Consider the following 11,535-nt stretch of genomic DNA (forward strand, 5'->3'; position numbering starts at 1 on the left):
TTCACACCGTCCTGATATAGGCGTCATATTCCACATCGGTGACGCGAAGCGAGAATTCGGAAATTTCCTGCTGCTTGCAGGCGGCATAGAGCGTTCTGTAGCGCTGGCCGAGCGTGGCATAGGCAAAGCTCGAACGGGCAAAGCGCTGGACCGCATAATCCCAGTTCGTCGGCAAGGGCTCGTGGTTGATGGCGTGGCTATCGCCTGCAATCGCCCCGCCCGGCTGGCGCTTCTCCCGCATGCCGGAGAGCGCCGCGTTCAGGATCATGGCAAGCACGAGGTAAGGGTTGGTATCGGCACCGGCCACACGATGCTCGATGCGGGTTGCGGGCTTGCTGGCGGTGATCACCCGCACTGCGGCAGAGCGGTTGTCAAAACCCCAGGAGGCATAGGTCGGCGCATGTTCGCTGGGGCGCAGCCGCCGGTAGGAATTGGCATGCGGCGCAAACACCGCCATGCTTTCCCCCATATTCTCCAGAAGACCGCCGACGCTGTGCATGAGCGCTTCCGAGGGTCCGTCCTCGCCCATGTAGATGTTTCGTCCATCCTTATCGAGGACGGAGAAATGCACATGCATGCCATTGCCAGCCTGGGTACCATAGGGCTTGGCCATGAAGGTGGCGTCCAGCCCGTGCTTGCGCGCCACCCCTTTGACGATGCGCTTGAGGAAAACGGCGAAATCCGCCGCCTGCAGCGCATCCGGTACGTGGTTGAGGTTGATTTCATATTGCCCGGGCCCATTTTCCCGAAGCGTCGTATCGGCCAGCACATTCTGCGCGCGGCAGGCGGTGGCGATGTCGTGGAAGACGTCTTCGAAATCCTGAAGCTCGGAAATGGAGAGAACCTGCGTCTGACCCGTATGCCAGCGCCCTTCCCGGCTATTGGGCGGGCGCACCGGATCAAGCGCGGAGCGGACCGGGTCGATCAGATAGAATTCAAGTTCGGTGGCAACGACTGGGGTCAAGCCACGCTTGGTAAAGCCCGACAGAACCTGCGCCAAAACATGCCGCGAATCCGCAAAGAAACCAGCGCCATCCGGCTCGGTCATGGCCAGTAGCACTTGCGCCGTGGGCCGCCCAAGCCAGGTGACGCGCGACAGGGTGCCTGGCACCGCAACACACAAGCCGTCAGGATCGCCGGTTCCTTCCGCCAGTCCGGCGGCGTTCACGTCGCGGCCCCAGATATCCAGGGCATAGACCGAGCGGGGAACGGCCATGCCCTTTTCCAGCACGTCGAGCGCCCGCTCTCGCGGGATCCACTTGCCCCGTGGAATGCCATTGGCGTCAATGACGAAGGCCTCGAGAATTTCGATGTCGGGGTTCTGTTGGAAAAAGGTCTTTGCGTATTCGATATCAGCCATCATTCACCAGGATGTCATTGCTCTTTCGATCGGCTAAGGAAAGCCGACGCTAACGAAAGTCATCCTGCTGCTGGTAGATCATATATCGCGCCGTCATCGTGACTTTGTGCCCCGCTGCATACCCTTTTCCTCCCTAGCTTGCATGTTAAGCGGGCTTTTGCAGGAAGACCACCCCTAATCGGTGTGTCAGGGGTTGAAGCGCTCCGCGGCGTAGGGTCCGATCGGAATGACGGGTGTTTCGCCAAGCATTGTTTCAGCCAAAATCCGCCCTGTAATCGGCCCCAGCGTCAGGCCATGATGGGCGTGACCGAAGGCAAACCATAGGCTCTTATGGCGCGGCGCTTTGCCGATGACCGGCATCATATCCGGCGTGCAGGGACGCGCACCCATCCAGGGTTCGGCGTCCAGCCTGCCACCCAGCGGAAAGATGGTCCGGGCCACGCGCTCCGCCCGATAAAGCTGGACAGGCGATTTCGGTGCATCGCGATCGGCAAATTCCGCACCCGTTGTCAGGCGGATGCCCTTCTTCATCGGTGCCAGGAAATAACCGCGCTCGGCATCGATCAGCCAGTTGTTGAGCTTCGTTCCATCCTGGGGGGCGTAGTGCATGTGGTAACCGCGCTTCACTCCCATCAGGAAGCGATAGCCGAGCCGTGTCGTCACGGTATCGGACCACGGACCCAAGGCAACCACGACGCTCTCAGCTTCAATCAGGCCATTCTCCGTCTGGATTTTCCAGCCGGCCGGCGTCTGAGAGAGAGCCGCCGCGTCGCCCTTGACGAAGGTACCGCCCAGACTTTCGAACAGGCGCAGATAGGCCATGGTGAGACCATGCGGGTCGAGAACCGACCAGGGGTCGTCCCACTTAAGCCCACCGACGAAATCGTGCGACAGATGCGGCTCTGCTTGCGCCAACTCCTGCCGGGTCAGCTTGGTATGAGAAATGCCGTGATCGCGCGCGAGGCGCTCGGCAAAGGCAAAATCGTCGTCCCGCTTGGCCTCCGTTCGGTAAGCCTCCATCCAGCCATTCTTGACGATAAGATCGCTGGCCTTGGCCTCGTCGATCAGGATCGAATGCTCGGTAATCGAATGTTCGATCAGCGGCGCGTAGGAACGGGAAATCGCGGCATGCCGTGCCGGTTGCGAGTGATACCAGTAGCGCGCCAGAAACGGCGCGATCTTTGGCATTGCGGCCATGTGATAATGGGCGTCGATGCGGTTGTTGAGCGAGTAGCGCGCGAGCAGTCCCAGATCCTGCGGGAAGCCATAGGGCACGACGCCCTCACGCTGAATGAGACCGGCATTGCCGAAGGATGTTTCCTCGCCAGGTCCGCGGCGATCGAGAAGCACGACGGATTTTCCGCGTCTTGCCAGTTGAACCGCCACCGAGACCCCAATGATCCCGGCACCCAATACGATCACATCCGCTGCCATTCTCTTCTTCCTCTGCCGTCATCAGACGTTTGAGAAAGATGGCGCTCCCCATCATCGAACGCAACAGCAAAACCGCCTCGCCACCATTTGCTTGGAGGTCTTTACTCGCTCACGGCTGCGGTCTTGACCGCTTCGATGTTGAAGGCAGCGGCCATCAGCGCACGGGTGTAATCTTCTTTCGGCGCCTCGAAGATAGACTTGGCGGGGCCGCTTTCGACGATCTTTCCGTGGCGCATGACGATCACCTCGTTGGCGAGCGCCTTCACCACCTTGAGGTCGTGGCTGATGAAGAGATAGGCGAGATCATGTTTGGACTGGAGATCGCGCAAGAGATCGACCACCTGCGCCTGCACGCTCATGTCCAGCGCCGATGTCGGCTCATCCAGCATGACAAAGCGCGGTTTCAGCACCATGGCGCGGGCAATGGCGATACGCTGCCGCTGGCCGCCGGAAAATTCATGCGGGTAGCGCCAGCGCGTTGCAGGATCGAGCCCCACTTCTTCCAGCGCGGTCGCGACGCGCCGGTCGCGCTCCTCATAGGATAGCGAAGTTTCATGCACCTTCAGACCTTCGGCAATGATATCTCCGACAGACATGCGGGGGCTGAGAGAACCGTAGGGATCCTGGAACACCACCTGAAGGCGGTTTCTCAGCGGCTTCATCATGGCGTAGGAATAGGCGTCGATGGATTGACCGATAAAGCTGATCCGGCCCTTCGAGGAAATCAGCCGCGAGAGCGCAAGCCCGAGCGTCGTCTTGCCGGAGCCGGATTCGCCCACCACGCCGACCGTCTGGCCCTCACGAAGGGTGATATCGATGCCATCCACCGCCTTGACGTGGTCCACGACCTTGCGCATCAGGCCGGCCTTGATCGGGAACCAGACCTTGATGTCGGCACCCTGCATGACCACCCGCTTCTTATCGTCGGCAGGTGGTGGCTCACCTTTCGGTTCAGCGGCCAGAAGATGGCGGGTATAGGCGTGCTGGGGGTTGGTGAAGACCTGCTCGACAGTGCCCGTCTCGACGATCTTACCTTTGGTCATGACGCAGACACGATCGGCAAATTTGCGCACGATACCGAGATCGTGGGTGATGAACAGCATCGACATGTGATGCTGATTCTTCAGCCCGGCCAGCAGCTCGAGAATTTGCGCCTGCACCGTCACGTCAAGCGCCGTCGTCGGCTCGTCGGCGATCAGGAGTTTGGGCCGGTTTGCGAGCGCCATAGCGATCATCACACGCTGACGCTGCCCGCCGGAAAGCTCGTGCGGAAACGCCTTCAGCCGCTTTTCCGGATCGCGAATGCCCACCTGATTGAGCAGTCCCAGGATGCGGGTACGTGCAGGCGCACCGGTGAGAGCCTGGTGCAGCTCCAGAATTTCGCCGATCTGCCGCTCGATGCTGTGAAGCGGATTGAGCGAGGTCATCGGCTCCTGGAAGATCATGGTGATATCATTGCCGCGCACCGATCGCAGATCGCGCATCGGCAGCGTCAGCAAATCCTTGCCCTCGAACAGGATTTGGCCCGATGGATGGCTTGCGGCGGGATAGGGCAAAAGCTTCAGGATGGAGTTGGCCGTCACCGACTTGCCAGAACCGGATTCGCCAACCAGCGCCAGCACTTCGCCGGGCATGATGTCGAAGGAAACCCGGTCGACAGCGAGACTTTCCTTGCCGCCCTGATGGAAGGCAACGGAGAGGTCTCGGACGGAGAGGAGGGGTGCGGTCATTGTGCCTGCATTTGTTGGAGACATGGCCATCACCGGAACGTCTTGCGCGGATCGAAAGCATCGCGCACCGCTTCTCCGGTAAAGATCAGCAGCGAGAGCATGATCGACATGGTGAAGAAGGCTGTCAGCCCCAGCCACGGCGCCTGGAGATTGTTTTTGCCTTGGGCAATCAGTTCACCCAGTGATGGCGAGCCGGGTGGCATGCCGAAGCCGAGGAAGTCGAGCGATGTCAGCGTCGTGATCGAGCCGGAGAGGATGAAAGGCAGGAAGGTGAGCGTTGCGACCATGGCGTTCGGCAGCAGGTGCCGGAGCATGATGGTGGCGTTGCCGACACCAAGTGCGCGTGCGGCATTCACATATTCGAAATTGCGCGCCCTCAGGAATTCGGCACGGACAACCCCGACGAAGCCGACCCAAGAGAACAACAACATGATGCCGAGCAGCACGAAGAAGCCGGGCGGCAGGATGGCTGCGATGATCAGCAGGATATAGAGCACCGGCATGGACGACCAGATCTCGATGAAGCGCTGCATCAGGAGATCGGTCCAGCCGCCGAAATAACCCTGGACCGCACCGGCCGTCACACCGACGATGGCCGAGCAGATGGTGAGCGCCAGGCCGAAAAGGACCGAGATGCGGAAGCCGTAGATGATACGCGCCGTGACGTCGCGCGCCTGGTTATCGGTACCGAGCCAATTGAGATTGCCAAGCGTGCAGCCGGGATCAGCCGCCCCTTGCGGATAGCCGGAGCAACGCTCCTCCTTGGTCATCAACCAGAAGGGCGGCGTGGGTGCGGAATGGGGAATATTGGAATTTACCGTCTGATAGGAATAGCGAATCGGCGGCCAGATCATCCAACCATTGGCGTTGATCTCATCCTGAATATAGGAGGACTTATAATCGGTCTGAGCCAGGAAGCCGCCGAACTTTTCTTCCGGGTAATCCACCAGAACAGGAACCAGCAACTCGCCCTTGTAGGACGCCAGGATCGGCTTATCATTGGCGATGAACTCGGCGCAAAGGCTGAGGCCGAAAAGCGCGAGGAATATCCAGAAGGACCAGTAGCCGCGGCGGTTCGCCTTGAAGTTCTGCCAACGGCGAATGCTCGTCGGCGAGAAAAAAGGACGTTTCTGCGGTGGCATCGTGTCCGTAACAGGCGTGGAGACAGTCATCACACGTCCCTCCGCTCAAAGTCGATGCGCGGATCGATCCAGGTGTAGATCAGGTCGGAAACCAGACCGACGACGAGACCCATGAGCGAGAAGATGAAGAGAGTACCGAACACGATCGGATAATCACGATTAACGACGGACAGATAGCCAAGCCGGCCGAGGCCATCCAGCGAGAAGATGTTCTCAATCAACAGCGAACCGGTGAAAAAGGCGGAGATGAAGGCACCGGGAAAACCGGCAATGACGATCAGCATGGCGTTGCGGAAGACGTGGCCGTAGAGAACTTTCCGCTCGGAAAGACCCTTGGCGCGCGCGGTGACCACATATTGCTTCTTGATCTCATCGATGAAGGAGTTCTTGGTGAGCAGCGTCGTGGTGGCAAAGGCCGACAGGACGAGCGCTGTCAGCGGCAATGTCAGATGCCAGAAATAGTCGATGATCTTCTGCCACCATGTCAGGTCGGCAAAATTGTCCGAGGTGAGACCACGCAACGGGAACCAGTCGAAGAAGGAACCGCCAGCGAACAGCACGATCAGCAGAATGCCAAAGAGGAAGCTCGGCACGGCATAACCGATAATGACAATGCCGGACGTCCAGACGTCGAATTTCGAGCCGTCCTCTACCGCCTTCTTGATGCCGAGCGGAATGGATATGGCGTAGGAAATGATCAGAATCCAGAAGCCGAGCGAAATCGACACAGGCATTTTGTCGATGATGAGATCGATGACAGAAGAATTTCTGAAGAAGCTGTCGCCGAAGTCGAAGCGGATGTAGTTCCACATCATCTCCAGAAAGCGCGTCAGCGGCGGCTTGTCGAAACCGAACTGCTTTTCGAGCTTGGCGATCAACTCCGGATCGAGGCCCTGAGCGCCGCGATATTTCGATCCGCTTTCATCCACACCACCGCCGCCCATGAGGTCGCCGCCGCCGGACAGGCGGTCGGCAGCGCTGTCACCTGAACCGGACAGCTGGGCGATGACCTGTTCGACCGGGCCGCCGGGTGCAAACTGAATGACGAGAAAGGAAATGCCCATGATGCCGATAATCGTCGGGATCATGAGCGCCAGACGCCGGAGAATATAGGCTCCCATTAGAGGTCACGCTCCAGGCAAGCGCGCTCGGCTGTCATCCTTACTGTCAAACCGTTTCCTTTCCCGGCGAGCGGCAGCTTTTGCCCGCCTAATGATTCGTCTTTAGACATGTGAATCAAGGCTTGGCCTATAAAGCAAGACCAAGCTCATTTTGCCGCACTGGCCGACCACCAGGCCTCGGGGAAGCCGATGCCGTAATAGGGCAGTTCCGTTGGGCGAACGATGGTGTTCCAGTAGGCAACCGTCATCTCGCCACGGTAGAATTGCGGGATGACGTAATTTCCGGCCAGCAGAACCCGATCCAGCGCCTTAACGGCAGCAACCTGGTCCTCACGGGTGGGAGCGAAGATGATCTTGCGGACGATCTTGTCGATCGCAGGATTGCTGATCCCGGCAAAGTTCTTCGAGCCTTGGCGGTTTGCGGCTGCAGAACCCCAGTAATCGGCCTGTTCATTGCCAGGATTGGAGGTCTGAGCCCAGAGATTGACGATCATGTCATAATCGAAGGCGCGTGTGCGATTGGTATATTGCGATGAATCGACGTTTCGAACCGTCGCGTTGATGCCGATTTTCTTGAGGTTTTGTGTGTAGGCCAGAACGACGCGCTCCATGGCGGGCGAATCGACAAGAATTTCGAAATCGAATGGTTGGCCCGTTTTCGCGTTGACCATTCGGTTGCCCCGCAACTCGTAGCCTGCCTCCTTCATAAGCTTGACAGCTTCACGCAGATTGTCGCGCTGCTTGGCCGGATCCCCGCCAACGGGATTGCGATACTCGGTGGTAAAGACCTCCGGCGGCACCTCATCTTTCACTTCGGTCAGAATTTCCAACTCTTTGCCCTGAGGCAAACCGGATGAGGCAAGGTCGCTGCCCATGAAGAAGCTGTTGATCCGCTGATACTGGCCGAAAAACAGTGTCTTGTTCATATCCTCAAAGTCATAGGCCAGGTTCAGCGCTTTGCGGACTCTCGGATCCTTGAACTTGTCGCGGCGTGCGTTCGGCACGAAAGCCTGCATAATACCGACGGAGCGGTAGATGTTGGGAAGTTCCTCGCGCTTGATCCGTCCGTCCTTGACGGCTGGAAAGTCATAGCCGGTTGCCCAGCGACCGGCGGAGTTTTCCTGCCAGAAATCGGTGTTGCCTGCTTTAAAGGCCTGAAACTCCACATCGCGATCGGTGTAGAAGGTGTAGCTGATCGTCTTGAAGTTGTTCATTCCGACATTGACGTTGAGGTTTTTGCCCCAATAATCGTCGCGCAACTCATAAGTAATCGTGGAGCCCGGAGCCACCGAGGCAATCTTATAGGGGCCGGACCCCATAACTGGCTCCAACGTTCCGCGCGAAATGTCGCGTGGCTTTCCATCCGGACCGTTGGCCTCCCACCAGTGTTTGGGAACAACAAGCAACTGTCCGACGATCTGCGGGAGTTCGCGGTTGTTTTTCTCGTCGAAGGTAAAGGTCACCTCCCGATCGCCGGTCTTTTCGGCTTTGGTGACGTGCGTGTAGTAGGTTGCGAGCTGCGGATTGAGCTCTTTAGCTTTGTCAAAGCTGAAAACCACATCTTCCGGAGTCACAGGTTTTCCGTCCGCGAATTTGGCTTCGGCGCGCAATCTAAACGTCGCGCTGGACATATCAGCTGGATAGGTCAAGCCTTCCGCAAGGAGGCCGTAGGACGCCGAGAGCTCCTCTTCGGATGACCTCATCAGCGTATCGAAGACCGCGCCGAGACCTGTTGCAGCTTCTCCCTTGGCAAGAAGAGGATTGAGGGTGTCATACGTACCTGCTGTCGACAGTCGCAAAGTGCCGCCCTTCGGTGCGTTCGGATTGACATAATCAAAGCGCTCGAAGCCCTTCGGGTGCTTCAACTCCCCGACGGTCGCAATGCCCACACGCCATTGCCCCTCCTCCTGCGCTTTTGCCCCTGTCGAGGATGCCAAAAGCGACACTGCCATGCCTACGAGCAGGAGGGATTTTGCGCTTGCCAAAGCCATGGGCGGATGTTCCTTTTTGATGCTTGGTGCGGCGAAGCATAAGCCAAACAATGTCAAAAAATAGAGGTGCCGGCTCACAAGCGGTTTATCCGCAAACATGCTTTCACCAAATTCGCGATCCAGCGTAATATCGGACCATAGAATCAACCGGATCGCAGGCGGCGACGAATGAGATTAAAGACAATGGCAGCGCGCAGGCTTTCGCTTATCGCTTTTTCGGTCGTCTCGATGATTGGCGCAGATTTCGCGCCAGCCTTTGCGCAAGACCAGCCCGCAAAGCAGGTTTTCGGCCATATCGAGCTTCCCTCCGCCGGGCCCTCAAAGTCTTATGGCTCCTATGCAAAAGGATGCCAGTCCGGCGCGGTCGCCTTGCCAACCGAGGGCGAAGGTTTTCAGGCTATGCGCCTCTCACGCAACCGGCGCTGGGGTCAACCGCAGCTCGTTTCCTTCATCGAACGTTTCGCGCAGGATTCGCAGAAAATCGGCTGGCCAGGCCTCCTGATTGGCGACATCTCCCAACCCCGCGGCGGTCCCATGCTGACCGGTCACGCCTCGCATCAGATCGGGCTGGATGTCGATATCTGGTGGCGCAAGATGCCCGACCACATCATGAGCGCGCAGGAGCGTGAGGATACGCCCTTCATCTCGATGCTCGACAAGAGCAAGTTTCTGACCGTTGACGACCGCAAATGGTCTCCACTCAATGCACGGCTGGTGATGATGGCAGCGAGCTATCCGCAGGTGGAGCGCATCTTCGTCAACCCGGCCATCAAGCAGAAGCTTTGCCAAAGCTGGACCGGCGACCGCACTTTCATGGGCAAAATCCGTCCGATCTACGGCCATGACGAGCATTTCCACGTCCGCCTCTCCTGCCCCGCCGGTGCAACAGACTGCAAGCCGCAGGCGGCGGTGGGTCCGGGTGATGGCTGCGACAAGTCGCTTGCCTGGTGGTTTACCAAGGAACCATGGGCGGCACCGAAGAAGGATCCAAACGCCAAACCGCCGAAACCGCCAAGACCGATGATGGTGTCGGACTTGCCAAAGGCCTGCGCCGCCATTGCGGTCGCACCTTCCGCAGGAAGGTCGCAGACTGCGGTACAAAGTGCTTACACCACCCCTGCGGCTCCAGCGACCACCACGCCCATTGCCCCCTCGCCTGGCGGGCCGGTTCCGCCGGCAGATGTTCCGCGTCCCTCTGCGCGCCCTTCGATGAATTGATCCCAAGAGGCCCGCTTTTCAAACTTGGCAGAGTTGATATAGAAGGCTTCAAATCGATTTAAAAAACGCGTGGGACGGATGATGGACAGCAAACGCTGCGTTGCGCTGATTGCGCATGATCAGAAGAAGGACGACATGGCGGAGTTTGCCCGCGAGCATCAGGATGCGCTGTCGACTTTCCGTATTGTCGCCACGGGAACGACGGGTGGTCGTGTGCAGGATGCCTGTCCCAAGCTCGACGTGATTCGTCTGAAAAGCGGGCCTCTCGGCGGCGATCAGCAGATCGGCGCGATGATTGCGACCGGCGATGTCGACATGCTGATCTTCTTTGTCGATCCGCTGACCTCCATGCCGCATGATGTGGACGTGAAAGCCTTGACACGGCTTGCCACGGTCTACGACATACCGATGGCGCTCAACCGCGCGACGGCCGAGCGACTGATCGACTTTCACATCAACAGATAGGCGCTCAGCGAGCGCGGCGTATCCTATTTTCAAAATCAGGCGGCTTCAGGAGCAGTGATGCCCAATCAGAACGATCATCTTTCCTTTCCGATCCTCATTGGAGATATCGGCGGCACCAATGCCCGTTTCTGCATCCTGCCGGACGCCACATCTGAAGCCGTTCATCTGACCACCGTCAAAACCGCCGACTATCCCTCGATTGATGATGCCATCAAGATTGCGGTTTTGAGCAACACGGCGATCAAACCGGTCTCGGCGCTCCTTGCCGTGGCCGGACCGATCGAGTCCGACGAGATCCCGCTGACCAATTGCCACTGGATCGTCAAACCGAAGGAGATGCTGAGCAATCTCGACTTGGGCGATGTCGTGGTCGTCAATGACTTCGAAGCGCAGGCTCTGGCGATTGCCGCACTTGACGACGACAATCGCGAGCGCATTGGACCAAACCGCCCGGATATGATCGCGTCGCGCGTGGTGCTGGGCCCTGGCACAGGACTCGGCGTGGGTGGTCTGGTTCATGCGCGAAACATGTGGTTTCCAGTGCCTGGTGAAGGTGGGCACGTCGATCTTGGGCCACGGACGGAACGGGATCATCAGATTTTCCCTCACCTCGAAGCGATTGAGGGCCGCATTTCTGGCGAGCAGATTCTCTGCGGCAGAGGCCTCGTCAATCTCTACCGCGCCATCTGTGCGGCGGATGACATCGCGCCGAGCTTCTCCGATCCGGCGGATGTCACCGCACGTGGTCTTGGCGGATCGAATGCGCAGGCTGAGGAAACCCTCTCGCTGTTCAGCACCTATCTCGGGCGCGTCGCCGGAGACATGGCGCTCGTCTTCATGGCGCGTGGCGGGGTCTATCTTGCCGGCGGCATTTCGCAAAAGATCATTCCGGCGCTGAAGCGTCCAGAATTTCGTGCCGGCTTTGAGGACAAGGCGCCGCACAGCGCGCTGATGCGCTCCATTCCAACCTATGTCGTGACCCACCCGCAGGCAGCACTTGCCGGTCTGTCCAGCTTTGCCAGAACACCGGAGAATTTCGGCGTGACGCTCGAAGGGCGCCGCTGGCAGAGGTGA

At 58.7% G+C, this 11,535-nt stretch carries 9 protein-coding genes; 3 read left to right on the plus strand and 6 right to left on the minus strand.

Annotated features, from left to right (window positions below; genetic code table 11):
• Nucleotide 1 precedes the first annotated feature (1 nt).
• From PVA19_RS02190 to PVA19_RS02215, 6 genes are all read right to left on the minus strand, one after another.
• Nucleotides 2–1,363: a glutamine synthetase family protein gene (locus PVA19_RS02190; protein ID WP_274101005.1), complete on the minus strand. Its 1,362-nt coding sequence runs from the start codon at nt 1,361–1,363 to the stop codon at nt 2–4.
• A gap of 183 nt (nt 1,364–1,546) precedes the next feature.
• Entirely contained in the window at nt 1,547–2,794 is a 1,248-nt protein-coding gene (locus PVA19_RS02195; protein WP_274101006.1) for an NAD(P)/FAD-dependent oxidoreductase, read from the minus strand.
• 101 nt (nt 2,795–2,895) lie between these two features.
• Entirely contained in the window at nt 2,896–4,548 is a 1,653-nt protein-coding gene (locus PVA19_RS02200; protein ID WP_443111615.1) for an ABC transporter ATP-binding protein, read from the minus strand.
• Nucleotides 4,549–4,553: 5 nt separating this feature from the next.
• On the minus strand, nt 4,554–5,666 hold the full coding sequence (locus tag PVA19_RS02205; RefSeq protein WP_246666410.1) for an ABC transporter permease: 1,113 nt from the start codon (nt 5,664–5,666) through the stop codon (nt 4,554–4,556).
• A 29-nt stretch (nt 5,667–5,695) separates the two neighbouring features.
• The gene (locus tag PVA19_RS02210; protein WP_130977141.1) at nt 5,696–6,787 is read right to left on the minus strand and encodes a microcin C ABC transporter permease YejB; all 1,092 of its coding nucleotides are present in this window, start codon (nt 6,785–6,787) and stop codon (nt 5,696–5,698) included.
• 146 nt (nt 6,788–6,933) lie between these two features.
• On the minus strand, nt 6,934–8,778 hold the full coding sequence (locus PVA19_RS02215; protein WP_274101007.1) for an extracellular solute-binding protein: 1,845 nt from the start codon (nt 8,776–8,778) through the stop codon (nt 6,934–6,936).
• Nucleotides 8,779–8,946: 168 nt separating this feature from the next.
• Here PVA19_RS02215 and mepA point away from each other — a divergent pair, with 168 nt between their 5' ends.
• The 3 genes from mepA to PVA19_RS02230 all read left to right on the plus strand — a co-directional run bounded on the left by mepA (nt 8,947) and on the right by PVA19_RS02230 (nt 11,535).
• On the plus strand, nt 8,947–9,996 hold the full coding sequence (gene mepA / locus PVA19_RS02220; protein ID WP_440598383.1) for a penicillin-insensitive murein endopeptidase: 1,050 nt from the start codon (nt 8,947–8,949) through the stop codon (nt 9,994–9,996).
• A gap of 81 nt (nt 9,997–10,077) precedes the next feature.
• Complete coding sequence (locus tag PVA19_RS02225; protein ID WP_062443089.1) at nt 10,078–10,461, plus strand: methylglyoxal synthase; 384 nt, start codon at nt 10,078–10,080, stop codon at nt 10,459–10,461.
• A 57-nt stretch (nt 10,462–10,518) separates the two neighbouring features.
• Nucleotides 10,519–11,535 (plus strand): glucokinase, encoded by a 1,017-nt coding sequence (locus PVA19_RS02230; protein WP_274101008.1) that lies wholly within the window; start codon nt 10,519–10,521, stop codon nt 11,533–11,535.

It is taken from the genome of Agrobacterium sp. CNPSo 3708 (genome assembly GCF_028674915.1).
Taxonomy (GTDB): Bacteria; Pseudomonadota; Alphaproteobacteria; order Rhizobiales; family Rhizobiaceae; genus Agrobacterium; species Agrobacterium cavarae.

Excerpts from the sequence above, each read along its gene's own strand:
- PVA19_RS02190 (WP_274101005.1), bottom strand. The coding sequence starts at position 1,363 with ATGATGGCTGATATCGAATACGCAAAGACCTTTTTCCAACAGAACCCC.
- PVA19_RS02195 (WP_274101006.1), bottom strand. The coding sequence starts at position 2,794 with ATGGCAGCGGATGTGATCGTATTGGGTGCCGGGATCATTGGGGTCTCG.
- PVA19_RS02200 (WP_443111615.1), bottom strand. The coding sequence starts at position 4,548 with ATGTCTCCAACAAATGCAGGCACAATGACCGCACCCCTCCTCTCCGTC.
- PVA19_RS02205 (WP_246666410.1), bottom strand. The coding sequence starts at position 5,666 with ATGCCACCGCAGAAACGTCCTTTTTTCTCGCCGACGAGCATTCGCCGT.
- PVA19_RS02210 (WP_130977141.1), bottom strand. The coding sequence starts at position 6,787 with ATGGGAGCCTATATTCTCCGGCGTCTGGCGCTCATGATCCCGACGATT.
- PVA19_RS02215 (WP_274101007.1), bottom strand. The coding sequence starts at position 8,778 with ATGGCTTTGGCAAGCGCAAAATCCCTCCTGCTCGTAGGCATGGCAGTG.
- mepA (WP_440598383.1), top strand. The coding sequence starts at position 8,947 with ATGAGATTAAAGACAATGGCAGCGCGCAGGCTTTCGCTTATCGCTTTT.
- PVA19_RS02225 (WP_062443089.1), top strand. The coding sequence starts at position 10,078 with ATGGACAGCAAACGCTGCGTTGCGCTGATTGCGCATGATCAGAAGAAG.
- PVA19_RS02230 (WP_274101008.1), top strand. The coding sequence starts at position 10,519 with ATGCCCAATCAGAACGATCATCTTTCCTTTCCGATCCTCATTGGAGAT.